The 23,165-nt window shown below is 57.5% G+C and carries 21 protein-coding genes and 1 pseudogene; 15 read left to right on the forward strand and 7 right to left on the reverse strand.

Going from position 1 to position 23,165, the window contains the following annotated elements:
• Positions 1-2: 2 nt before the first annotated feature.
• The 4 genes and pseudogenes from nirJ (at position 3) to FDP08_RS09010 (ending at position 4,371) form a co-directional block, all read left to right on the forward strand.
• A complete protein-coding gene (nirJ, locus tag FDP08_RS08995; RefSeq protein WP_137435628.1) occupies positions 3-1,199 on the forward strand; it encodes a heme d1 biosynthesis radical SAM protein NirJ in 1,197 nt (398 codons plus the stop codon).
• A gap of 38 nt (positions 1,200-1,237) precedes the next feature.
• A pseudogene (gene cobA / locus FDP08_RS09000) lies at positions 1,238-2,074 on the forward strand (uroporphyrinogen-III C-methyltransferase); the annotation flags it as partial.
• A complete protein-coding gene (locus tag FDP08_RS09005) occupies positions 2,071-3,567 on the forward strand; it encodes a nitrite reductase (protein WP_137435630.1) in 1,497 nt (498 codons plus the stop codon). The pseudogene cobA and the gene FDP08_RS09005, both read left to right, overlap by 4 nt.
• A 96-nt stretch (positions 3,568-3,663) precedes the next feature.
• On the forward strand, positions 3,664-4,371 hold the full coding sequence (locus tag FDP08_RS09010) for a Crp/Fnr family transcriptional regulator (RefSeq protein ID WP_137435631.1): 708 nt from the start codon (positions 3,664-3,666) through the stop codon (positions 4,369-4,371).
• Between the two features lie 85 nt (positions 4,372-4,456).
• Here FDP08_RS09010 and wrbA read toward each other — a convergent pair whose 3' ends face one another.
• Entirely contained in the window at positions 4,457-5,056 is a 600-nt protein-coding gene (wrbA, locus tag FDP08_RS09015; protein ID WP_137435632.1) for an NAD(P)H:quinone oxidoreductase, read from the reverse strand.
• Positions 5,057-5,253: 197 nt separating this feature from the next.
• On the opposite strand from wrbA, the gene trhA reads away from it, so the two are divergent.
• On the forward strand, positions 5,254-5,919 hold the full coding sequence (trhA, locus tag FDP08_RS09020; RefSeq protein ID WP_137435633.1) for a PAQR family membrane homeostasis protein TrhA: 666 nt from the start codon (positions 5,254-5,256) through the stop codon (positions 5,917-5,919).
• On the opposite strand, the gene FDP08_RS09025 is transcribed toward trhA, so the two are convergent.
• Positions 5,920-6,483: a Yip1 family protein gene (locus FDP08_RS09025; RefSeq protein WP_137435634.1), complete on the reverse strand. Its 564-nt coding sequence runs from the start codon at positions 6,481-6,483 to the stop codon at positions 5,920-5,922.
• Positions 6,484-6,596: 113 nt separating this feature from the next.
• Here FDP08_RS09025 and FDP08_RS09030 point away from each other — a divergent pair, with 113 nt between their 5' ends.
• The 3 genes from FDP08_RS09030 (at position 6,597) to FDP08_RS09040 (ending at position 10,279) form a co-directional block, all read left to right on the forward strand.
• Complete coding sequence (locus FDP08_RS09030; RefSeq protein ID WP_137435636.1) at positions 6,597-7,742, forward strand: NnrS family protein; 1,146 nt, start codon at positions 6,597-6,599, stop codon at positions 7,740-7,742.
• Positions 7,743-7,999: 257 nt separating this feature from the next.
• On the forward strand, positions 8,000-9,592 hold the full coding sequence (locus FDP08_RS09035; RefSeq protein WP_137435638.1) for an MFS transporter: 1,593 nt from the start codon (positions 8,000-8,002) through the stop codon (positions 9,590-9,592).
• A gap of 111 nt (positions 9,593-9,703) precedes the next feature.
• The gene (locus FDP08_RS09040; protein ID WP_137435640.1) at positions 9,704-10,279 is read left to right on the forward strand and encodes a pilin; all 576 of its coding nucleotides are present in this window, start codon (positions 9,704-9,706) and stop codon (positions 10,277-10,279) included.
• Positions 10,280-10,389: 110 nt separating this feature from the next.
• Here FDP08_RS09040 and FDP08_RS09045 read toward each other — a convergent pair whose 3' ends face one another.
• Both FDP08_RS09045 and FDP08_RS09050 read right to left on the reverse strand, forming a co-directional pair.
• Positions 10,390-11,895, reverse strand: a complete 1,506-nt coding sequence (locus tag FDP08_RS09045) for an MFS transporter (protein ID WP_137435642.1) — start codon at positions 11,893-11,895, stop codon at positions 10,390-10,392.
• Between the two features lie 28 nt (positions 11,896-11,923).
• The gene (locus FDP08_RS09050) at positions 11,924-12,385 is read right to left on the reverse strand and encodes a universal stress protein (RefSeq protein WP_137435644.1); all 462 of its coding nucleotides are present in this window, start codon (positions 12,383-12,385) and stop codon (positions 11,924-11,926) included.
• A 313-nt stretch (positions 12,386-12,698) separates the two neighbouring features.
• On the opposite strand from FDP08_RS09050, the gene FDP08_RS09055 reads away from it, so the two are divergent.
• Together FDP08_RS09055 and FDP08_RS09060 are read left to right on the forward strand one after the other, a co-directional pair.
• The gene (locus FDP08_RS09055) at positions 12,699-14,060 is read left to right on the forward strand and encodes an MFS transporter (RefSeq protein ID WP_137435645.1); all 1,362 of its coding nucleotides are present in this window, start codon (positions 12,699-12,701) and stop codon (positions 14,058-14,060) included.
• A 146-nt stretch (positions 14,061-14,206) separates the two neighbouring features.
• Entirely contained in the window at positions 14,207-15,037 is an 831-nt protein-coding gene (locus tag FDP08_RS09060) for an ion transporter (protein WP_137435647.1), read from the forward strand.
• Positions 15,038-15,055: 18 nt separating this feature from the next.
• On the opposite strand, the gene FDP08_RS09065 is transcribed toward FDP08_RS09060, so the two are convergent.
• Positions 15,056-15,427 (reverse strand): SirB2 family protein, encoded by a 372-nt coding sequence (locus FDP08_RS09065; protein WP_137435649.1) that lies wholly within the window; start codon positions 15,425-15,427, stop codon positions 15,056-15,058.
• Between the two features lie 129 nt (positions 15,428-15,556).
• Here FDP08_RS09065 and FDP08_RS09070 point away from each other — a divergent pair, with 129 nt between their 5' ends.
• Positions 15,557-16,741 carry an NnrS family protein gene (locus FDP08_RS09070; protein WP_137435651.1) on the forward strand — a complete coding sequence of 395 codons (1,185 nt, stop codon included), beginning with the start codon at positions 15,557-15,559 and terminating at the stop codon, positions 16,739-16,741.
• A gap of 35 nt (positions 16,742-16,776) precedes the next feature.
• Here FDP08_RS09070 and FDP08_RS09075 read toward each other — a convergent pair whose 3' ends face one another.
• Positions 16,777-17,289 carry an SRPBCC domain-containing protein gene (locus FDP08_RS09075; protein ID WP_137435653.1) on the reverse strand — a complete coding sequence of 171 codons (513 nt, stop codon included), beginning with the start codon at positions 17,287-17,289 and terminating at the stop codon, positions 16,777-16,779.
• Positions 17,290-17,469: 180 nt separating this feature from the next.
• On the opposite strand from FDP08_RS09075, the gene fabA reads away from it, so the two are divergent.
• Both fabA and fabB read left to right on the forward strand, forming a co-directional pair.
• Positions 17,470-17,979, forward strand: coding sequence for a bifunctional 3-hydroxydecanoyl-ACP dehydratase/trans-2-decenoyl-ACP isomerase (gene fabA / locus FDP08_RS09080; RefSeq protein ID WP_137435655.1), 510 nt, complete (start codon positions 17,470-17,472; stop codon positions 17,977-17,979).
• Between the two features lie 10 nt (positions 17,980-17,989).
• The gene (gene fabB / locus FDP08_RS09085; RefSeq protein ID WP_137435657.1) at positions 17,990-19,201 is read left to right on the forward strand and encodes a beta-ketoacyl-ACP synthase I; all 1,212 of its coding nucleotides are present in this window, start codon (positions 17,990-17,992) and stop codon (positions 19,199-19,201) included.
• 53 nt (positions 19,202-19,254) lie between these two features.
• On the opposite strand, the gene FDP08_RS09090 is transcribed toward fabB, so the two are convergent.
• Positions 19,255-19,608 carry a helix-turn-helix transcriptional regulator gene (locus FDP08_RS09090; protein ID WP_137435659.1) on the reverse strand — a complete coding sequence of 118 codons (354 nt, stop codon included), beginning with the start codon at positions 19,606-19,608 and terminating at the stop codon, positions 19,255-19,257.
• 178 nt (positions 19,609-19,786) lie between these two features.
• On the opposite strand from FDP08_RS09090, the gene trhP reads away from it, so the two are divergent.
• Positions 19,787-21,106 (forward strand): prephenate-dependent tRNA uridine(34) hydroxylase TrhP, encoded by a 1,320-nt coding sequence (gene trhP / locus FDP08_RS09095; RefSeq protein WP_137435661.1) that lies wholly within the window; start codon positions 19,787-19,789, stop codon positions 21,104-21,106.
• Positions 21,107-21,637: 531 nt separating this feature from the next.
• On the forward strand, positions 21,638-23,086 hold the full coding sequence (gene sufB, locus FDP08_RS09100) for a Fe-S cluster assembly protein SufB (RefSeq protein ID WP_137435663.1): 1,449 nt from the start codon (positions 21,638-21,640) through the stop codon (positions 23,084-23,086).
• Positions 23,087-23,165: the final 79 nt, after the last annotated feature.

Raw genomic sequence — 23,165 nt, forward strand, 5'->3', positions numbered from 1 at the left:
CCATGTTCAGAATGACCCGCTACATCAAGAGCCTGATGAACCCGGCTCCGGTGCGCCCAGTCCCTAAACCGGCCGGGCCGGTGGTGATCTGGAACCTGATTCGTCGCTGCAACCTCACCTGCAAACACTGCTACTCCATCTCCGCCGATGTGGATTTCAAGGGCGAACTGAGCACCGATGAGGTCTATACCGTGATGGACGACCTCAAGGATTTCGGCGTACCCGTGCTGATCCTGTCCGGTGGCGAGCCACTGATGCGTCCGGATATCTTTGATATCTCCCACCGCGCCAAAGCCATGGGCTTCTACGTCGGCCTTTCCACCAATGGCACGCTGATCACCGAAGAGAATATCGGGCAGATCGCTGAGGCCGGCTACGACTACGTGGGCATCAGCATCGACGGACTGGAACAGACACACGACGAATTCCGCCAGAAGAAAGGCGCTTTCGCCGCCTCCATGAAAGCCGTTGAGCTGTGCAAGAAGGCAGGCATCAAGGTGGGCCTGCGCTTCACCCTCACCCAGGACAACTTCCCCCAGCTACCGGACATGCTCAAGCTGCTGGACGAGCACGACATCGACAAGTTCTACCTGTCGCACCTGAACTATTCCGGCCGGGGCGGTCGCAACCGCAAGCGCGATGCCTGGTACGACATGACCCGCGAGGCCATGACCCTGCTGTTCGACCACTGCCACGACGAACTCCAGCGCGGCATCGAACGGGAATACGTAACGGGCAACAACGACGCCGACGGCCCATTCCTGTTGCAGTGGGCTGAGGAACACTACCCCGACCAGGTTGCGGCCCTGAAACAACGGCTGACCTACTGGGGAGGCAATGCCTCCGGCGTCAACATTTCCAACATCGACAACCTTGGGGAAGTTCACCCGGATACCTTCTGGTGGGACTACAACCTGGGCAACGTCCGCAACAAACCCTTCTCCCGGATCTGGTCCGAAGCCAATGATCCGCTGATGGTGGGTTTCCGCCAGAGCCCACGTCCGGTCAAGGGTCGCTGTGCCGACTGCCGCTACCTGTCGATTTGCAATGGCAACACCCGGGTACGGGCCTACAACATTTCCCGTGATTACTGGGAAGAGGATCCTGGCTGTTACCTCACCAATGAAGAAATCGGCGTTATCGACATGCCCCGGCGCGTAGCCGCCCCCGTTACCGAGATTCCGGTCCATAACCTGTAAGGACAAGCATTATGACAACCAGCCAAAGGAAGAAGTGCCTGGTGGAGTTCCAGTTGGCGGAACAACCCTTACGGGCCGGAGAAGTCGCCATTGTCGGAGCAGGCCCGGGCGACCCGGGCCTGCTGACCCTGCGGGCCCTGATGCTGATACAGCAGGCCGATGCCGTGGTGTATGACCGCCTGGTATCGCCCCAGATCATGGAGCTGGTGAACCCGACTGCCGAATGCATTCATGTGGGCAAAGCCAGCGGTTGCCACTATGTCCCCCAGGAAGACACCAATGAGCTGCTGGTACAACTGGCCATAAAACAGCGCCGGGTGGTTCGGCTCAAAGGCGGCGACCCCTACATTTTCGGCCGTGGTGGTGAGGAAGCGGAATTCCTGGTGGATAATGACATTGATTTCCAGGTGGTGCCGGGCATCACCTCGGCCGCTGGCTGCGCCTCTTACTGCGGCATACCACTGACTCACCGGGATTACTCCCAGAGCGTGACCTTCGTAACCGGCCACCGCAAGGCAGACCAGTCCCTGGAGCTGAACTGGCATGTGCTGGCAGCGCCGGGCCAGACACGCGTGTTCTATATGGGCCTCCATAATGCTCCGACCATTGTCCGTGAACTCATGGCCCATGGCCTGCCCGGAGATTGCCCGGTGGCACTTGTAGAGCGGGGAACCACACCGCAACAGCACATGGCGATAACCACATTGGCAAATCTTGAAGCGACCATCCTTCGTGAGGGCTTCCAGCCTCCGACACTGATTATTGTGGGTGAGGTCGTCCATCTTGCAGACAAACTGGCGCAACCCACCGCCGCGGGCTGGCATTCCGGCCAGAGTGAACCGGTTGTCGCCAGTGCAGGGGGCCGGGCGGTATGATCGTTCGCAAAGAAGCATGGTTGATTCTGGCCACCAGTCTGCTGATTCCTGCCTCGTTACAGGCCAATCCTGCCCCTGAGACCGACGCTTTGTACCAGCAACATTGCGCCAGTTGCCACGGTACCGATCGCCTGGGCGGCATGGGCCCTGCCCTGCTGCCGGACAACCTGTCCCGGCTCAAAAAGCCCCAGGCCGAAGACGCCATCAGGGAGGGCCGACCCGCCACCCAGATGCCGGCCTTCGCCGATATTCTTGACTCAGAATCCATCACTGCACTGGCGGAGTACATTTACCGCCCACCTGCCAACACGCCAACCTGGGGAAAGGCAGAAATTCTCGACAGCCACCTGTTACCCCACCTGCAAGGTTCTTTGCCGGATGAACCGGTTTACGAAGCCGACATGATGAATCTGTTCCTGGTGGTGGAAATCGGTGACCATCACGTCACGCTGCTCGACGGCGACCGGATGGAACCCATCCACCGCTTCCCGAGCCGCTATGCCCTGCACGGTGGCCCGAAATACAGCCCCGACGGCCGCTACGTTTATTTCGGCTCCCGGGACGGATGGATTACCAAATACGACCTGTACAACCTGGAAGTGACGGCGGAAGTACGGGCCGGTATCAACATGCGCAACATCGCTGTCTCCGCTGACGGCAAGTACGTGATGGCTGCCAACTACCTGCCCCATACCCTGGTGCTGTTTGATGCTGACAACCTTGAACTGATGGACATCATACCGGTCGAAAACGACGCCGGTGACAGTTCCCGTGTCAGCGCCGTGTACGCCGCCCCACCCCGGGACAGCTTCATTGCCGCGCTCAAGGACATTCCCGAAGCCTGGGAAATCACTGTGGAAGAGGGCAAACCCATCGTCCGCCGAATGCAGACCGACACCTGGCTTGATGACTTCTTCTTCGACCCCGGTTACGACCATCTCATCGGTGCTGCCCGCGACGGCAAACATGGCCTGGTAATCAACCTCGACACCGGCAAAACCGTCGCCGACCTGCCCCTTCCCGGTATGCCGCACCTGGGCTCGGGCATCACCTGGGAGTACCAGGGCAAACGGGTAATGGCCACCCCGCACTTCCGGACCGGCGCCGTTTCAATCATCGACATGGACAACTGGGAAGTCATCAAAACCCTGGAAACCGAAGGCCCGGGATTTTTCATGCGAAGTCACGAAAACTCCCGCTACGCCTGGGTGGACGTCTTCTTTGGCCCGAACAAGGACAAGGTCCACGTCATCGATAAACAGACACTGGAAATCGTCAAAACGCTACAGCCCGCTCCGGGCAAAGTCGCCGCCCATGTCGAATTCGACCGCTACGGTGAAAAACTGCTGTTGAGTGTCTGGGACAACGATGGAGCTGTAATCGTCTACGATGCAGACACTCTGGAGGAAGAGAAACGCATTCAGATGAACAAGCCCTCTGGCAAATATAACGTCTGGAACAAGATCAACTACGAGGAAGGAACCAGCCACTAAATCGACTCAGTGAAAAAGGCTTAATGATTTAAGTCATTTCAAAAGATGTTTTTTTGATACCATAATTGGCCTGACACTCATAACAGGGTCAACACCATGAACAGCATCCTCAGGCCAAACGTATCCTCTGCACCCTGCATGCTGGGTGATAAAAACCCGGACATTATCGAGCAAGATTCCGCGCCAGCGTCGACGGCCCTGCTCAATGGCCTGAGCCGAATATTCGGGATTCGTCTCGCAGGGCACGAAAAGGATCCTGATGCACGGTTTCTGGCGGACCTCGCCCGCCTGTTCCACCAGCGCAGGGTGGATTCCGAAACCACCCTGGAGAAACATGACACCCCCTGGGCAAACGTTTACCTGATTCAGTACGGCATCATGCGGCTGTTCCGGGAAGCACCGAACGGCAAGGTTTCCGTCCACCATTTCTTTTCCGAGGGTGACATGGTCTGGCCGGTCTTCGGCCGCAGCCGCACGGTGCGAAACACGCTGTGCCTGACAAGCGTAACGCCGGTCACTACCTGGGTGGCTGATTTTTCGGCCTTCCGGTCTGCGATCCAGTCTCACGGAGAAGGACTTTGGCCACGTTTCGCCCTGGTGCTGACCGAGGAAATGGCGGAGTTGACCAGCATGAGGGAATTCCGGAAACACACCATGTCCGCGCGGGAGCGATACCTGTTGCTGCTGGAGGAATACCCGGAGCTGGTGAAGCGTGTGCCGGATAACCAGTTGGCTTCCTGGCTGGGGGTGGTGCCTGCAACTTTCTCCCGGCTGAAAACCGGCGCCCTGGGTGACCGGAAGTAAAGCCGGGAATACAACACAAAAAAGGGCAGCAAGCTCTTGCCTGCTGCCCTGAAAGACGCTCAACGCTTGATCAATACTGTCACTATCAGCCGTGTAGTTTAACGGCCAGTTCCGCCACAAGTTTGCCCTGATAGCGGGCGATGTTCAGTTCCTTCTCACTGGGCTGGCGGGAGCCATCACCACCGGCAATGGTCGAGGCGCCATAGGGCGTGCCACCGTTCATCTCCGACACATCGAAAAAATCCGGAATGCCGTAGCCAAGGGGCACGATTACCATGCCGTGGTGAGCCAGTGTGGTCCAGAACGAGCTGATGGTGTGTTCCTGGCCGCCACCGGTTCCGGTTGAGGTGAACACGCTGGCAAGTTTGCCGTGGAGTTTACCCTCAGCCCACAGTCCGCCGGTCTGGTCCAGGAAGGTACGCATCTGGCCGGACATATTGCCGAACCGCGTCGGCGTGCCGAAGATGACGGCATCGTATTCCGGGAGCTCTTTGGGGTCCGCGACCGGTGCCGCCTGATCGGATTTGCCACCGGCGCCCAGGAATGCCTGGTCGGACATGGTTTCCGGAACACGCTTGACCGTCACCTCAGCGCCAGAGACACGCTTTGCGCCCTCTGCGACAGTGCTGGCCATGGTTTCGATGTGGCCATACATGGAGTAATAAAGAACAAGTACCTTTGCCATAAGTTCAGAGCCTCCTGCTTGATACAGTTAATTGATGCTCCAAGCCTACTCTCGCAAAAGTTATCGAAAAACCGGAAGATTTCATTCGGCTTGTTCAGAATTTCTGATCATTCTCACGGAGATGTGACGCTCCAGTCATTGCGTACATCTGTACGCTGAAGTACCGTATCGCTATAACCGAACTGGAAAAAACATTGATGAAAGCGACCGGCACCGCCACGGAATCCCCCCACTACCGCATTGAGGAATGGCTGAACACTGCCACCCATGGCCTGGGAGCCATTCTCAGTGTTATCGGCACAGTTGCCCTGATTGTTGCAGCCAGCCAGCTGGGGGACGCCTGGAAGGTTGTCAGCTTCAGCATTTTCGGTGCCTCGCTGATACTGCTCTACTTGGCATCAGCGCTTTACCATGGTGCCCGCCATCCACGGCTACGGGCGCTTTTCAAAACCCTGGACCATTGCGCCATCTTCCTGCTCATCGCCGGCAGCTACACACCCTTTCTGCTGGTGAACATGCGCGGCACCACGGGCTGGACGCTGTTTGCCATTATCTGGTCCCTGGCAGTTACCGGAGTAGTGCTCAAGATCATCTTCAAAAACCGCTTCAAGCTCGCCCGCGTGGGCATCTACATTGCCATGGGGTGGCTGATCATCTTTGCCTCGTCTGATCTGGTGGCCAGCCTGAATGAAACCGCACTCTACCTGACCATCGCCGGCGGCGTGGTCTACACCGCCGGCGTCATTTTTTACCTGGCCGACCGCATACCCTATATGCACGCGGTGTGGCACCTGTTTGTGATCGGCGGCAGTGCCCTGCACTTCAGTGCCGTCTACTACGGGGTGCTTCCCTACACGGTCTGATCAGAACGCCCAGACCATCGCCATCAGAATGCCCCAGGCGAGCAAAGACGCCGCCATAATGGTGTACGTGGCAGACATAGCGACAACATCGTTGTCGGAGCGGTGGCAGAGGGACCGGACGCCCTGATAAATCAGAGCGCAGGAAAGGAACAGGCCCACTGCGACTGCCAACACGCTCACTACCAGCACCGGTATCAGCAGTGCCAGGGAGGACAACCACAGGGGTATGGGCGCGATGGCGGCCAGCAGGTAGGCGTCCTGATAACTGACTTCCATCTTGTCCGCTTCAAGAACGGCACGAATAAGCCAGCCCATCACGAAAAACGTCAGCAATTCCGCCAGGAACAGAATGGTCGTTATGAAACGCCATTCCTTGTCAGCAAATCCGGCCAGGAACGCATCGCCATAGTGGGTACCCGCGTAATACAGCAGCACCGGTGGTAACAAAGACATGGGCACAACCACCACCCAAGCCAGAAAGGGAATCGTCAGATTCAGGCGCTTGAGCTCCGACCACACTCCGTTTCCGGAGAAAGGTAAATGCAGCAGCTGAGAGATAGTCATGATGCACCTCATTTATCGGTTCTTGTACTTTTGTGATAGCCAAGCCAACCTGTGAGGTCAAGGCTCCCCCATGACCTCAGACAAGTCGGCACTCCGCCACCGGTAGCAGATTGATGGCACAAACCAAGACAAAACCGTTTCATGCGTTCTGGCTGTTTTTCCCGGCGGCGGCTTTATGGGCGGCCGTGGTTGTGCCCCTGTCCATCTATGCCGTGCTGTCTGGTTCGGGGTGGCCACCAGGGCTTTTGGGTGCCGGCCATGGCCATGAGCTGATCTTCGGTTTTGCGCTGGCGCTGATTGCCGGTTATACCCTCGGCCCCCAACCCTGGCGAGTGCTTGCGCCTCTGTTTGTGCTTTGGCTAGTGGCTCGCCTTTGCTGGACTCTGGCGCCGGAAAGCCCGATATCCCAGCTGCTGAGCCCGGCTTTCGCCTTGTTACTCGCCCGCTATGCCGTGCCCAGGTTCCAGGCCGCGAAGAAGTGGCGCAACAAGATCGCCGGCCCGTTGATCCTGGTTCTGTGCCTGCTCTCTGTGGCCTTCTGGATTACGGCTAATGCTCCGGCCGGATTCTGGCTTGCGTTACCCGACACACGCCGTGTCATGACGGCCGCCATACTAGGCCTGTTGCTGCTAATGACGTTCATGGGCGGCAGAATGATTGCGCCGGCTGTGGCCGGCACGTTGGAAAAACGCGGTATTCCCCTGGAAGCAAGAGTGCAGCCACGAATAGAAGGTACGCTCCTGGTGATCCTGCTGGCAGCAATGGTGTTGGTGCTCATTCCACGTGCGGATATTGTTACCGGCCTCGCCCTGGTGCTCTCAGCGATACTGATTCTGATCCGCGCCCTGCGCTGGAAGCTCTGGCATTGCATGAACCGGCCGGATTTGCTGGTGCTGGGGATTGGCTATGTCTGGCTTGCAGCGGGAGCAGGTACCACGGGCGTTTATCTCTTGCAGGGAAACAACCCCCTGCCAGCGCTCCATGTAATCACTATTGGCGCTCTCGGCACCCTGTCTATCAGTGTGATGCTGCGCCTGGCCTGGCAAAGGGCGAGGCGGACTTTCCCTCCGACCTGGCAGGTACTCGCCATCGCTGTCGCCATGGCGGTGGCGGTACTGGCCCGGTTACAGGCAGGCGCAACTCCGTTTGCACATCCGGGGCTGCTCTGGTTATCAACCCTGTGCTGGTCAACTGCTTATGGGCTGGTTGCAATACAGCTCGCCACCCTGTTTCGCGCCAGCCAACAGCGCCGGAAATGATTGGCTACCTCCACTGCGCCAGTGGCTGACACTCACTACTCCATCAGTTGTATTACCAACATAACTTTATATTTTAAAAGGACTTTTAACACCACTTTCAGGGCATCTGAAAAGCTGAAAAAGCGATAAGCAACCCTCTGCCGGTGTCCTTGATATTTATCATGATCACCTTGCACCTTCCGTTTGCAGAATGACCCCCATAGCCCTAATGCCACCCTAGCCGTGGCTCCGGGTCAGCAACCATAGGAGCAGTTATCATGGCCAAAACCAATGCCGACATCGAACACTGGGATGTCGAGAACGAGGAATTCTGGGAGAAGGAAGGCAAGCGCATCGCCTCCCGCAACCTGTGGATTTCCATCCCCAGCCTGCTGATGGGCTTCGCCATCTGGCTGATGTGGGGAATGATCACCACCCAGATGAAGAACCTGGGCTTCCCTTTCAGCATTGATCAGCTGTTTACTCTCTCTGCAATTGCAGGCCTGTCCGGCGCTACCCTGCGAATTCCGGCTTCGTTCATGATCAAAATTGCCGGGGGGCGAAATACAGTCTTCCTGACCACGGCCCTGCTGATGATTCCAGCCGCAGGTACCGGCATCGCCCTGATGAACCCGGATACGCCCTTTATCGTTTTCCAGGCCCTGGCACTGCTCTCGGGTATCGGTGGCGGCAACTTTGCCTGCTCCATGAGCAACATCAGCACCTTCTACCCGAAAAGCAAGCAAGGCTATGGCCTGGGCATGAACGCCGGGCTGGGTAACTTCGGCGTAACCACAATGCAGGTGGTGATTCCGCTGGTGATGACCGTTGGCATTTTCGGCGCACTTGCCGGTGATCCGATGCAACTGCAAAGCCCCAGCGGTACTCTGATTGGCCGTATTGAGGCTGGCACCGACACCTGGATCCAGAACGCTGCCTTTATCTGGCTGGTTTTCCTGATTCCCCTGGCTTTTGCTGGCTGGTACGGTATGAACAATCTGAAGGTGGTTACCCCGAATCCCGGAAGCCCGCTGTCTGCCTTTGGCAAGATTCTTGGCCTCTACGGCGTCGGCATTCTGGCGTCCATTGCCGGGGTCTGGGCCCTGAGCGTCTTGAACATGTGGGTGGCCCTGCCCATGACCATTGTGCTTACGCTGATTCTTCTGCGGCTGATCCCGGGCGACATCAAGCCTAACATCCAGAACCAGTTTGCCATCTTCAGCAACAAGCACACCTGGTCCATGACCGTGCTCTACATTCTCACTTTTGGCTCGTTCATCGGCTTTTCCGCCGCCCTGCCGCTATCCATCAGCGTCATATTCGGAAACATGATGGAAGTTGCTGCCGACGGTACGGTAACCCGGGTGGTAAATCCTGATGCACCGAGCGCTCTTACCTGGGCCTGGATGGGGCCGTTTGTTGGCGCCCTTATTCGCCCGGTCGGCGGCTGGATTTCCGACAAGGTCGGGGGCTCCATTGTTACCCAGATCATCTCGGCCATAATGGTCGTAGCCTCTGTGGCCACTGGGTACGTGATGATGCTGGCGTACAATTCCACCGATCCGAACGTTTACTTTGCGCCTTTTCTGATTCTGTTCATTATCATGTTTGCTGCCAGTGGTATCGGCAACGGGTCAACCTTCCGAAGCATCGGCTTCATCTTCAACCAACAGCAGAAAGGCCCTGTTCTTGGATGGACATCAGCGGTTGCCGCCTACGGTGCCTTCATCGCACCCAGGGTGATGGGCCAGGAAATCCAGGCCGGCACCCCGGAAGTGGCCATGTACGGCTTTGCGGTGTTCTACGCGGTATGCCTGGTGGTGAACTGGTGGTTCTATCTGCGCAAGAATGCGTACATCAAGAATCCATAGCAGGCAGCGAAAACAATCACGGTTCAGGCCGGCTTCCTTTGGGAGGCCGGCTTTTTTATGCTTTCCAACTGATGGGATCCACCTCAATGACCTCGGCGCCCTGGACATCCTGTGTTCGCTGCCCCGTGCTTTCGTCCAGTTGTGCATCCGTGGAGCCTGGAGGCCATCGATTTCTACATCGGCCATGAACTGGGGCATATCCACCGCAAACACCTCTCGTGGCGGGCCTTCGTGATGCCAGGCTCGCTGTTACCCATTGTCGGTCCGAAGCCGATATCAAGGCTGCAATTGCCGTGGCGCATGGGCGGAAGATCAGCCATCATCGGTATACTCGCCGCTATAGCCATCCCGGCCCATCAGGAGTATCAGGATCGGGTACGCAACACCTCGGCCTATTCAACGGCTCAACCTTTACAGCAACAGGTCACTGCTTATGCCTATGATAACCAGGCATGGCCAACCACCATGGAGGAGCTGGGGTATGCTCAGCCAACCCTGTCGGATCTTGATAGGGGCTATGAAATAGATATCTACGAAAACGGCCTGATTGGTGTCGAGGTAGGGACTGACGCTAGCGGAGAGTCGCAGTACATCATACTGGAACCCGAGGTTGTCGAAGGTGACATCAGTTGGGTCTGCTTCGGGCAGAATGTGAAAGCCAAGCTGCTGGCACCCGAGTGTAAATGATAGGAAAGCAAATCAATGTTGGAATCTTGAAACCCGGCTCCGCTCGCCCTCCGATTCGAGCGAGCGGAGCCGTTGTTACAACATTAAGGGCTCAGGTTATCTGGTGGTGATCAACCGGCTGTCGCACCAGCCTGCTTCTGACGCGCCTCCTCTTCAATCTGTAGGTCAACAGAAGACACCTGGTACTCCTCCGCAAATCCGGACTCCGGTTCTTTCAGCCACATCAGGCACAGCACCCAGCTGATAAAGGCGCCCGCTGCGATGATATAGAAGAACTGTGTAGGCGTAACGAAGGTGAAGATGGTGAGGTATACCACCGCACCGACATTACCGTAGGCACCGGCCATACCGGAGATCTGTCCGGTAAGACGGCGCTTGATGGACGGGATAATGCCGAAGGTGGCACCTTCGGCACCCTGCACGAAGAAAGAGGTGAACACGGTGATGGCGACGGCAATGATCAGCGGCCAGCTGGAGTTCATGAATCCCATCAGTGCGAAACCGATTGAGATGCCGAACATGTAGGCCAGCATGACGAAGCGGCGGTTGCCCATACGGTCGGAGACCAGGCCACCCATCGGACGCGCCAGCAGGTTCACGAAGGCAAAGGAGGCCGCAATCATGCCGGCGGCTGCCGCGCTGAGGCTCCAGGTTTCTTCAAAGAACATGGGCAGCATGGATACCACCGCCAATTCGGCACCGAAGTTGGCGAAATAGGTGCTGTTGAGGGCGGCTACGCTGTTGAACGGGTACTTGTCGTCCTCCGGCACGCCTTTTTTGAGGATGGGGATGTTCACCCGCAGAATCTGAATGATCTGGTAGATCACAATCGCAGTGATGACGCCATAGCAGATCAGCGCGCCGGTTCTGCCGATGTATCCCATGCTCTCGATGCGCCACACCAGAATACCCAGCACTCCGACCAGAGGAATGGTCCACAGGATAAGTTTGACCATATCGCCCCAGGTGCTGACTTCCAGCGCAATCGCCTTGCGGGGTTTGCGGTGAACAGTCCCCACAGGGCCGTCGGTAATGGCAAACCAGTAGTAAACACCATAAGCCGCCATGAAGATCGCGCTCTGGGCAATGGCCCAGCGCCAGCCGTCTTCACCGCCATACATTTGCAGGGCAATGGTCGGCAGGGAGATGGCTGCGGCTGCGGAACCGAAATTGCCCCAGCCGGCGTAGAAGCCCTCGGCGAAACCGATATCCCTTGGCTTGAACCACATGGCGGTCATGTGAATGCCCACCACAAAGCTGGCACCGATCGAGCTCAGAACCAGCCGGCTGACCAACAGCTGCATCATGGTGGTGCCGAAAGCAAACACCAATGCCGGGATGGCCATCAATACCATCAGTACCGAGAACACACGACGCGGACCGAAGCGGTCCAGGGCCATACCCACAATAATTCGGGCGGGAATGGTCAGCGCCACGTTGCAGATAGCAAACAGGCGAATGTCATCCTTTGTCAGCCAGTCCACACTTTTCAGCATGCTGGACGCCAGCGGCGCCATATTGAACCAGACATAAAAGGTAATAAAGAAGGCAATCCAGGTCAGGTGCAGTGCCCTGATTTCCGGATTGCGGACGCGGAATACGTCTGCGACTTTCATTTCAGCCTCCGGGGCTATTCAAGGGTTATTAAAGGCTGGGGAGAATGAGCAGCGGGCACTGCACCCGGCGCGCGAGAAAAGAACTCACGCTGCCGAAGGTCATGTAATCCAGCTCATCCACGAAATAGGTCAGGGATCGGGCAATGAATCCGCCATCGGGCTCGTGGCTGTGGCGTGCTATTACCAGCATGTCGGGGCGAATCTTCTTCTCCGCTGCAAACAGCAGCATCTTGCGGGCGTCACCCTCCAGCAGCATGGTTTCAGCAACGATCTGCTCCTTCTGGCACACCTCCATGGCCTCTGATATATGTTGTTTGAGCTCGTCCACTTCCTGCTGGAAGAAATCTTCATTTCCCGAGGTGATGTCACGAGGATTTTCTGCCACGGCAACCAGCGTGATTTGTGGCTTCAGATCCCGAAACATGGTGATGGTTTGTGCCAGGGCCAACCTGGCGTTCCTCGAACCGTCGTAGGCAATCATGATTTTCATCGTAGGCTCCAGACCCGTTATGCCAGCGCGCACGCGTGGCAGGTTTGATAGATGTCAGCATTAGCCCACAATCGCCTGCTACCAGCACTTGATATGCGTCAAATCCGGCCCTGGGTACCCCACCAGAGACACAGTAGCGATATCCCCTGTCGCCTTTCATGCCTCGAACGCCTACCCCCTAGCTGCCTTGAAGGGGTACCTCCAATGCCACGGCGGCCTGGCAGCCATTCTTGATATTGTTCAAGTAGCTCGGGGGGGCCGGCGGGATACAGTCAAAACCATAGTTTTGCAGTTCGCAGTGGGGGGAACCATCATGGAAAACAGCGTATCGAAAACTGAACAGTACCGGGCACTGGGCATATCCACCTTTGCCTTCACCCTCTGTTTTGCGGTCTGGACCATTTTTTCGATTATCGGCATCAAGATCAGCCAGGACTTCGGGCTTTCGGATACCCAACTGGGATTGTTGATGGCAACGCCTATCCTCACCGGCTCCATCAGCCGGCTGTTCCTCGGCATCTGGACAGATCGCTTCGGGGGCCGCTGGGTGTTCGGCGTACTGATGCTGACAACAGCTGCCTGTGTCTACCTGCTTACCTTTGCCAACAGCTACCTGATGTTGCTGGTAGGCGCACTTGGGGTTGGTCTGGCCGGCGGTTCATTTATCGTCGGTGTGACTTATACCGCTGCCTGGTTCGAACGAGAGCGCCAGGGCACGGCACTCGGTATCTTCGGAGCGGGTAACGTGGGCGCGGCGGTAACCAATTTCGGCGCGCCCTTCCTTCTTGTGGCTCTGGGCTGGCAGGGTACGGCCCAGGTCTATGCCACGGTATTGGCCATCATGGGTGTGCTGTTCATTCTCCTTGCCAAAGAAGACCCTATGGCAAAAGAGCGCGCCAGCAAGCAATCCCAGTCTTTCATGGAGCAGATGGCGCCGCTGAAGGAGCTACGGGTGTGGCGTTTCGCGCTCTATTATTTCTTTGTATTCGGCGCGTTCGTCGCCCTGGCTCTATGGTTGCCCCACTACCTGATTGGCGTTTACGGGCTGAACATCAAAACCGCCGGCATGATTGCCGCGCTCTATACCATCCCGGCTTCCCTGTTCCGGATACTTGGCGGCTGGATGTCAGATCGCTACGGCGCTCGCCGCGTTATGTACTGGACTTTTATCGCCTCTGTGATCTGCACCTTCCTGCTCAGTTACCCGCCAACCGAATACGTGGTACACGGCATTGATGGTGATATCCGCTTCTTCCTCGAAGTAGGCCTGGTGCCATTCGTGGTTCTCACCTTTATCCTCGGCTTTTTCATGTCACTGGGAAAGGCGGCTGTGTACAAGCACATCCCGGTCTACTACCCCACCCATGTTGGCGCTGTGGGCGGCGTTGTCGGCATGATAGGCGGCCTTGGGGGATTCCTGCTGCCACTGATGTTTGGTGTGCTGAACGACATTACCGGGGTCTGGCAGAGCAGCTTTATGTTGATGTTCCTGATCGTGGCTTCTGCCCTCGCCTGGATGCACTACGCCATCCGTTCTGCCGAAAGGGTGGAATGGGCGGCCCATGAGTCCAAGACCGACCTGCCGGAGCTGGCATCGCCGCAGCTGTTCTATCCGCTGAACCGCCCGGACAGGGAGAATGACCGGCTGACCAAGGGCCATCCGCCCCTGAAGTAACACTCTCAGAAGCTTTTGCCCTTGTAGCCTTGACCTGTGCTACCACGCCCCCGACCTCCGGGGGCTTTTTTTCGCAGGCTGTATCCAACCCGTCCCACTCGCTTTAGAATTCGGGCTCCACGAACTGCCTGGAGTTGTTGTTATCCATGTCACCCCAATCGAGTTCAGCAACCGGTTTCGAGCGGCTGCGACACATTGAATCCAGCCGGCTATTCCAGAGCGTGGTCATTGGCATCATTATTCTGTCGGCACTGACCATCGGCGCCAAGACCTATGAATTGCCGCCACTGGTGGAAGGCTCACTGATCGTGATGGATAACGCCATCACGATTTTTTTCCTGCTGGAAATACTGTTCAGGTTTGCCGCCTGCCCCAACAAGAAACGCTTCCTGATGGACGGCTGGAACCTGTTCGATACGCTTGTTGTGCTTGGCAGCCTGATCCCGCTGGACAATTCAGATGCGGTGCTGCTCGGCCGGCTGCTGAGGGTGTTCAGGGTACTGCGGCTGATTTCCGTGGTGCCGGAACTGCGGTTTCTGATCAACTCCCTGCTCAAAGCCATTCCCCGCATGGGCTACATCGCCGTGCTGATGTTCATCATCTTCTATATCTACGCCGCCATGGGCTCCATGTTCTTTGCGAAAGTGGATGAGGAGCTCTGGGGGGATGTTGCCATCGCCATGCTTACCCTTTTCCGGGTGGCAACCTTCGAGGACTGGACAGACGTCATGTACGCCACCATGGAGCAGTATCCGCTAAGCTGGATCTACTACCTGACGTTTATCTTCCTGACGGCGTTTGTATTCCTGAACATGATGATCGGGGCGATTCTGGAAGTGATGAGCGAGGAGCAGAACGCCAAACAGGCGCAACAGGCCCACGACGAGCGGGATGAGATTGCCCGCCAGTTGCAGGGGGTGCAGGAACAGTTGAAGGAATTGACCAGGCAGATGTCAGAGAAGTCCGGGGGCCACTGACCCCCGGCTTTACAGGGATCAGAAGGGTTTGGCGACCGCCAGGTGGAAAATGGCCATGACCTGGACCAGCGCCAGCACAGATGCAATCAGCCGCACCTGTAGACTCCGGGTTTCCTTCATTGCGAACACGCCCGCTACAATGTAGCCAACCAACAGGAATATCTTCGCTGTCAGCCAACCGTGCACAAACGGCATCCAGGGCGTTACAAACAGCAGGCTGATGGCGGCCACCAACAGAACCGTATCATTGGCGTGAGGTATCCAGCGCAACGGAGTCTTACGCCACTCGGGCTTGCCCACCGCATCCAGGAGCAGGCGCAATGCAAACAACACCACCGTCAGGTAGGCTGCAATCATGTGGACACTTTTCAGAATCAGGTAACTACTCATAAACTAATCCATTGGGAATCAAATCGATAGGCGCATTGTACGCAAAACTACCGCCTGATGGGTATGTTATTCCTTTAAACATTTATCTATTATACAGGTTATATACAGACCGCCAGTGGAGTCATTGTCATGCAGGCTACCCCCACAACTGAAACCGAAGAAGGCGCAAGCATCCGCCAGCTGTTCGGCTACCCGTTCAGGATCTTCTTCCTCTCCATGACCGTATTGGCCATGTTGGCCATCCCCGTGTGGGTACTGCAGGTCAGTGGCGCCATTCAACTGCCATTGGCCATGCCGGGCCTGTTCTGGCATCAGCATGAAATGCTGTTCGGCTTTCTGTCCGCCGCCATCGCCGGCTTCCTGCTGACCGCGGTGTGCGTATGGACCCAAACCGAACGCACGCATGGCTTGCGTCTGGTTCTGCTGTGGGGCGTCTGGCTTGCAGGGCGGCTATTACTGGCGTTCGGCGCAGGCCTGCCTGACTGGCTGGTTCATGGCGTAAACCTCGCTTTCCTGCCCCTGGTCATGCTGGACACCGGCTGGCGCGTGGTGCATGCGAAGCAGAAGCGACAACTGATGATTCTGGTGGTACTGGGGCTGCTCTGGCTGATGCAGATCGGCTTTGTAACCCGACTCGACCCCGCCTTCAGCTACGGCGCACTGATCATGGCAATGGCGCTGATCAGTATTATTGGTGGGCGTATCACCCCTGCTTTCTCCGCCGGCTGGCTCCGTCAACGGGGGCTGGATGCCACCCAGGTCAGGATGGTTCCGGCTCTGGACATGGCCGTCCTGTTCAACATGGTGCTGCTGATGGCATCACTGGTGTCCGGTTGGCAAACCGTAACAGCCATTCTCGCCGTGACTGCTGCCGTACTGATGCTGGTGCGTCTCGCGGGCTGGAAAGGCTGGCTGTTCCGCAAGGAGCCGCTGCTGTGGGTGCTACACCTGTCTATCCTCTGGGTGCCGGTTGCTCTGCTTTTGCTTGCCGGCTCCATTCTCGCGGGCTGGCCCGCCAGCGCCTGGACTCATGCAGCAGGCACCGGTGCGGTTGGGTGCCTGATTCTGGGTGTCATCGCCCGGGTATCACTGGGCCACACCGGCCGCCCTCTGGTTCTTCCCCGGGGCCTGGTCACGGCATTTATAATGATTCACCTGGCGGCGCTGGTGCGCGTGGTCACTGCATTCGAAGCCATGCCCTGGCACGCGGGTGTGGGTATAAGCTCCCTGTTATGGGTGCTCGCATTCGGCATATTCCTGGCCCGTTATACCCACATACTGGCGTCACCAAGGCCGGATGGGAAGAAAGGCTGAGCTTTCCGGGGGATTCGCAAAACAGGAAGAGCCGGTCAGGCGGCCAGCTCTTCCTCGGCAATTGCACTGAACGCTGCCCTTGCCTCGCGGAAGCGATCAGCAGGAAAATGGATGTGAATCCCCTCAAGTGACGCCATCAGCATTTCCAGATGAGCGTCCCAGCCGGCACAGGAAATCGCCACTCGATGGTCGTCCGGCAACAGCAGTGTCAGTTCTACCGTTGTTCCCTCTGATTCCGGAAGCAGATCCCAGCGTATCGGGCGTTGCGGCTCGTTACCGGCACTCCAGGAATACTCCAGCAGCCGTTCAGGCTTGATAGCGCGAACGTAGCTGTCTATCGCGGAGCCACTCTGGCCGAAATCGATTTTTACCGACCCGCCAGGCCACTGCTCAATCGTTCCTGGCGCCAACCAGTTGGCCAGGTTAGCCGGGTTGGTCAGCATTGCCCATACTTCTGCAGGGTCGTGATCTGTACTGCGTTTGAGCTTTGCGATTACGCGGCCATCTCTGCGGCTCAGTCTGCCCCAGGCTTTACTTTTCGCTGACATGGCGACTCCTTGTATCTGTCAGGGTCAGCCTGAAAAATAACCAAAAGTGCCAAGTGACACCTTGATGACCATCAACCACTCCCACCCACTTCCCTGAAAACTGCAACCAATGGTCAATAGCCAACTGGCGAATAAGAGCTAAAGTATAAGAAACCATTTTGTAACAGGAACAACGGCATTATGACCCCCGATCACTTTGACAAGGCGGATCTGGAAGCCTGCGGGCAAGGCACGCTTTTTCCAGGCAAGATGCGGCTGCCCATCAACGAAATGCTGATGATGGACCGCGTAACCCATTTCAGTGAAACCGACGGGCAATACGGTAAAGGCAGCATCGTTGCCGAGCTGGATATCGACCCGGACCTGTGGTTCTTCAAGGTTCATTTTGTCGATGACCCGGTTATGCCAGGCTGCCTGGGGCTGGATGCCATGTGGCAACTGGTGGGCTTTTTCCTTGCGGCAACCGGTGGCGAAGGCAAGGGCCGGGCGCTGGGATGCGGGGAAGTGAAATTTTCCGGCCAGGTGCTGCCAAAGAACAAGCTGGTTCGCTATCACCTCGACATCAAACGGGTAATCCGCCGCAAGCTCACCATGGCTATCGCCGATGCCCGCATGGAAGTGGATGGCCGCGAGATATACACTGCCAAGGATCTGAAGGTTGGCATGTTCAATTCTACGGATGACTTTTAGGAGCCATTAAATGCGTCGTGTTGTCATTACAGGTATGGGGATTGTCTCCAGCCTAGGAACCAATCAAGACGAAGTGACCCGTTCTTTGCGGGACTCAATACCCGGCATCGGCTTCAGTCAGGAAGCCAAGGACAACGGTCTGCGCAGCCATGTATGCGGCCAGATCGACCTCAACCTGCCAGACCTGATCGACCGCAAGCTGATGCGCTTCATGTGCCCGGCCTCCGGTTACACCTACCTGGCGATGAAAGAAGCCATTGCGCAGTCGGGGCTCACCGATGAGCAGATCCGCGCCAACTCAACCGGCGTTATTACAGGCGCGGGTGGGGCTTCCACCGTGGAGTTGATGGACGCGATTGATACCCATCGCGCCAAGGGCATCCGCCGCGTTGGCCCTTACCGTGTGCCACGCACCATGGGCAGCGCCATTAACGCTTCCCTGTCCACGGCATTCGGCATTACCGGCGTCAACTACGGCATTACATCTGCCTGCGCCACCAGCGCCCATTCCATCGGCCACGCTGGCGACCTGATTGCCCTCGGCCGCCAGGATGTGATGTTCGCCGGCGGTGGCGAAGACATTCACTGGACCCTGAGCCTGATGTTTGACGCCATGGGCGCATTGTCCACCAAGTACAACGACACCCCGGGGAGGGCGTCCCGCACCTATGACAAGGACCGGGACGGTTTTGTCATTTCCGGTGGCGGCGGCATACTGGTATTGGAGGCCCTGGAACACGCAGAGGCCCGCGGTGCCAATATCCTGGCCGAACTGGTCGGCTTCGGTGCTACTTCTGACGGTGCCGACATGGTTGCCCCCAGCGGCGAAGGCGCGATTCGCTGTATGCAGCAGGCCATGAAGAATGTGGATGGCGAGATCAGCTACATCAACACTCACGGCACCAGCACGCCCGCGGGTGATGTCACCGAGCTGAAAGCACTGAAAGAAACCTTTGGCGACAAGATACCGCCACTGAGTTCAACCAAGCCACTGTGCGGGCATGCCCTGGGCGCTGCAGGTGTGCATGAAGCCATCTACAGCCTGATCATGCAGCGGGGGAACTTTATTGCCCCGTCGGCCAACATCGACAACCTGGACGAAGGCGCCGAAGGCTACCCCATCGTGCGGGAACGGCAGGACAACGTGGATCTGCCCCTGGTGATGAGCAACAGCTTCGGCTTTGGCGGTACCAACGGCAGTCTGGTCTTCAAGAAAGTCTGATATCTAAACGAAGGCTCCGGGGCACGCTCGCGGCCCCGGCGTCTGATTCCGCCTTATGCCGCCATTGAGCGGTAGGCCCCCGGCGACTTGCCCATCCAGCGCTTGAACGCGCGACTGAACGCACTGAGTTCCGAAAACCCCAGTTGTTCGGCAATTTCCACCAGCGACTTGCTGCGGTCGTCAAGATAAGCCAGCGCCCGCTCACGCCGGATCTCCTCCAACAATGCCGCGAACGTCAGGCCCTCCCGTTTCAGCCTTTTGTGAAGCGTATGCCGACTCATGTGCAGCTGGGAGGCAACGGCTTCCACGCCCACCCGGCCACGTTCCAGATGCCCGGCAATCAACGAAGTCACTCGCGCACTGAACGGTGCCTTCGTCGCGAAGGACTCCGTCGGTTCTGATTGCATGTCTCTTACTCCTGATATCTCAATGCAGGCCATAAAGCCCTGCCGACGTCAGCGTACACATGTTAGCCGAAAATAACCATATCCAGCCTTGAGCCGCATCAAGGGAAAAAACCGACCGATGAGGCACTATGGGCCGCTCTCAAACCCAAAACAACCGATGGCCTTACCCGGAGCCCCAATGCACAGCCCAGAACTACTGGCCCCTGCCGGCACTGCCGAACATCTCGAAACCGCCTTTGCCTATGGCGCCGATGCCGTCTATGCCGGCCAGCCGCGATACTCGCTAAGAGTAAGGAACAACAGCTTCAAAAACATTACAGCTCTGGGCGCCGGCATTAACCGTGCCCACGAACTGGGCAAGCAGTTCTACCTCGTATCCAACATCGCGCCCCACAACGACAAGGTGCGAAGTTACCTCCGGGACCTGGAACCGGTACTGGAATACCGGCCAGATGCCCTGATCATGTCCGACCCCGGCCTGATCATGCTGGTGCGGGAAAAGTGGCCGGATCAGCCCATACACCTGTCGGTACAGGCCAACGCCGTCAACTGGGCAACGGTGGAATTCTGGCGCCGGCAGGGCATCAGCCGCGTTATCCTCTCGCGGGAACTGGCCCTGGACGAAATCCGCGACATCCGTGAAAAAGTGCCGGCAATGGAACTGGAAGTCTTCGTACACGGCGCGCTGTGCATGGCCTACTCCGGCCGCTGCCTGCTGTCCGGCTACATGAATCACCGCGACGCCAACCAGGGCGCCTGCACCAACGCCTGCCGCTGGAACTACAAAGAAGTCAGCCACAGCCACGACCAGACCGGCGACCTGATTGCCACCTCAACCAACGGCGAGGTCCAGACCGCCGAACCCCGGGAAATCCTGCTGGAAGAACCCAACCGCCCGGGCAGCCACATCCCCGCCTACGAGGACGAACACGGCACCTACATCATGAACTCCAAGGACCTCCGCGCCGTCCAGCACGTCGCGGCACTGGCAGAAATGGGCATCCACTCCCTGAAAATCGAAGGCCGCACCAAAAGCACCTACTACGTCGCCCGCACCACCCAGGCCTACCGACGCGCCATCGACGATGCTAAAGGCGGCAAACCCTTCGACATGAACCTGATGAACCAGCTCGAAGCCCTCTCCAACCGCGGCTACACCGAAGGCTTCCTGCGTCGCCACGTACCCCAGGAATACCAGAACTACGAACAGGGCTCCTCCCTGAACGGCAGCCAGCAGGTGGTCGGCACTATCACTGACGTGGATGACCGCTGGCTGACCATCGACGTGAAAAACAAGTTTGCTCCCGGTGACGCCCTGGAACTGATCACGCCGGCCGGCAACCTGAGGTTCAGCGCAAAAACGATGGAGAACCGAAATGGTGAATCCATGAACTATGCCCCCGGCAGCGGCCACATTGTCCGCATACCAACACCAGAGCAGCTTCCGAATTCTCTCGATCACTCGTTCCTGACCCGCATCCTGCCAACTGGCGAATAGCAATTAGTCGAAGGCCTCAGGCGGGCCCACCTCCCAAAATTGTGGCCCCGGGGCGAATAGCAGTGTGCTCCAGGCGCCGTGTGGGATCCCCTCCCAAAACCGTGCATTGCCAGGGATGGCAATGCCGAGCCCCCATGGACGGGTTTACGGCGTGTTTTGGGAGGGGATCCCACACGGCATACGCCACCACAACATCCAGTCTTACAAAAAGTCAGACTATCGCCATGATTGCCAGGCCCTTAGTGCCCCAAGGGCCGAATAAGGTATAATCACGACACGCGCAATTTAATACCTGACTATTTTACTCTGGTATTGTATACTCGCTCACCAGAAGAAACGGATTTTGCCCTTGGTTATCAACGGGGCGACACCCAATCCGTCATCCAAAAACCGATTGCAGGGCGTACTCTCAACACGAGCGACCACTGCAACGCCTGAAATTTTTACATCCGCAAGGTAGCCACCCAAGTAAGGCTACCGGCGACACCAGGGGCTCAAAAGCCCGAGATGAGAGAATACGGAGCGACGATCATGGCGACCACCGACAAAGAGGTGAACGAGCTGATCAAACGGGAATACGAACACGGATTCGTGACAGACATCGAATCCGACACGTTCGAGCCCGGCCTTAACGAAGACGTCATAGCCCGCCTTTCCGGCATCAAGAAAGAGCCGGAATGGATGCTGGAATGGCGCCTGAAAGCCTACCGTCGCTGGCTGGAAATGGACGAGCCGGACTGGGCCCACGTGGGTTACCCGAAGATCGACTACAACTCGATTTCCTACTATTCCGCGCCCAAGCGCCCGGAAGACATGCCCCAGAGCCTGGACGAAGTGGACCCGGAGCTGCTCAGAACCTACGAGAAGCTGGGCATCCCCCTGCACGAGCGTGAAAAACTTGCTGGCGTGGCCGTTGATGCGGTGTTCGACTCCGTCTCTGTTGCGACCACCTTCAAAGAGCCACTGGCCAAAGCGGGCGTGATTTTCTGCTCCATGTCCGAGGCCATCCAGGATTATCCGGAACTGGTCAAAAAATATTTGGGTTCCGTGGTTCCCGCTGGCGACAATTTCTTCGCCGGTCTGAACTCCGCAGTCTTCTCCGACGGTACGTTCGTATACGTGCCCAAAGGTGTGCGCTGCCCCATGGAACTGTCCACCTACTTCCGCATCAATGCGGCCAACACCGGGCAGTTCGAGCGCACCCTGATTATTGCCGAGGACAGCAGTTACGTAAGCTACCTGGAAGGTTGCACCGCCCCCATGCGGGATGAAAACCAACTCCACGCTGCCGTGGTTGAACTGGTTGCCCTGGACGACGCGCAGATCAAGTACTCCACCGTCCAGAACTGGTACCCGGGTGATGAGAATGGCAAGGGCGGCATCTTCAACTTCGTCACCAAACGTGGCGCCGCCATCGGCAAAAACTCGAAGATCTCCTGGACCCAGGTCGAGACCGGCTCCGCGGTCACCTGGAAATACCCGAGCTGTATCTTGCGCGGTGACAACAGCGTGGGTGAGTTCTACTCGGTGGCATTGACCAACAATTACCAGCAGGCCGATACCGGCACCAAGATGATCCATCTGGGCAAGAATACCTCCAGCACCATCATCTCCAAGGGTATTTCCGCGGGCAAGAGCTCCAACGCCTACCGCGGCCTCGTGAAGTTTGGCCCCGGTGCGGAAGGTGCGCGCAACTACACCCAGTGCGATTCGCTGCTGATCGGCGACCGCTGCGGCGCCCACACCTTCCCGTACATCGAGAGCAAGAACAAGTCCGCCATCGTCGAGCACGAGGCCACCACCTCCAAGGTCAGCGACGAGCAGATGTTCCTCTGCCGCCAGCGTGGTATCGACCCTGAGCAGGCTGTTTCCATGATTGTGAACGGCTTCTGTAAAGAGGTCTTCAAGGAGCTGCCGATGGAGTTTGCGGTTGAGGCTGGCAAGTTGCTTGAAGTTAGTCTTGAGGGGTCTGTTGGTTAACTTTTTGGTTCGCTGGCCTTTGCCCAGCTGGTTTGGGTGGAGGTCAACGAGCAGGGACGTATTCACAGCGTATCCTGGA

The sequence above is a fragment of the Marinobacter panjinensis genome (genome assembly GCF_005298175.1).
GTDB lineage: Bacteria > Pseudomonadota > Gammaproteobacteria > Pseudomonadales > Oleiphilaceae > Marinobacter > Marinobacter panjinensis.

Coding starts and splice junctions, on each gene's coding strand:
- nirJ (WP_137435628.1), top strand. CDS start 3: ATGTTCAGAATGACCCGCTACATCAAGAGCCTGATGAACCCGGCTCCG.
- FDP08_RS09005 (WP_137435630.1), top strand. CDS start 2,071: ATGATCGTTCGCAAAGAAGCATGGTTGATTCTGGCCACCAGTCTGCTG.
- FDP08_RS09010 (WP_137435631.1), top strand. CDS start 3,664: ATGAACAGCATCCTCAGGCCAAACGTATCCTCTGCACCCTGCATGCTG.
- wrbA (WP_137435632.1), bottom strand. CDS start 5,056: ATGGCAAAGGTACTTGTTCTTTATTACTCCATGTATGGCCACATCGAA.
- trhA (WP_137435633.1), top strand. CDS start 5,254: ATGAAAGCGACCGGCACCGCCACGGAATCCCCCCACTACCGCATTGAG.
- FDP08_RS09025 (WP_137435634.1), bottom strand. CDS start 6,483: ATGACTATCTCTCAGCTGCTGCATTTACCTTTCTCCGGAAACGGAGTG.
- FDP08_RS09030 (WP_137435636.1), top strand. CDS start 6,597: ATGGCACAAACCAAGACAAAACCGTTTCATGCGTTCTGGCTGTTTTTC.
- FDP08_RS09035 (WP_137435638.1), top strand. CDS start 8,000: ATGGCCAAAACCAATGCCGACATCGAACACTGGGATGTCGAGAACGAG.
- FDP08_RS09045 (WP_137435642.1), bottom strand. CDS start 11,895: ATGAAAGTCGCAGACGTATTCCGCGTCCGCAATCCGGAAATCAGGGCA.
- FDP08_RS09050 (WP_137435644.1), bottom strand. CDS start 12,385: ATGAAAATCATGATTGCCTACGACGGTTCGAGGAACGCCAGGTTGGCC.
- FDP08_RS09055 (WP_137435645.1), top strand. CDS start 12,699: ATGGAAAACAGCGTATCGAAAACTGAACAGTACCGGGCACTGGGCATA.
- FDP08_RS09060 (WP_137435647.1), top strand. CDS start 14,207: ATGTCACCCCAATCGAGTTCAGCAACCGGTTTCGAGCGGCTGCGACAC.
- FDP08_RS09065 (WP_137435649.1), bottom strand. CDS start 15,427: ATGAGTAGTTACCTGATTCTGAAAAGTGTCCACATGATTGCAGCCTAC.
- FDP08_RS09070 (WP_137435651.1), top strand. CDS start 15,557: ATGCAGGCTACCCCCACAACTGAAACCGAAGAAGGCGCAAGCATCCGC.
- FDP08_RS09075 (WP_137435653.1), bottom strand. CDS start 17,289: ATGTCAGCGAAAAGTAAAGCCTGGGGCAGACTGAGCCGCAGAGATGGC.
- fabA (WP_137435655.1), top strand. CDS start 17,470: ATGACCCCCGATCACTTTGACAAGGCGGATCTGGAAGCCTGCGGGCAA.
- fabB (WP_137435657.1), top strand. CDS start 17,990: ATGCGTCGTGTTGTCATTACAGGTATGGGGATTGTCTCCAGCCTAGGA.
- FDP08_RS09090 (WP_137435659.1), bottom strand. CDS start 19,608: ATGCAATCAGAACCGACGGAGTCCTTCGCGACGAAGGCACCGTTCAGT.
- trhP (WP_137435661.1), top strand. CDS start 19,787: ATGCACAGCCCAGAACTACTGGCCCCTGCCGGCACTGCCGAACATCTC.
- sufB (WP_137435663.1), top strand. CDS start 21,638: ATGGCGACCACCGACAAAGAGGTGAACGAGCTGATCAAACGGGAATAC.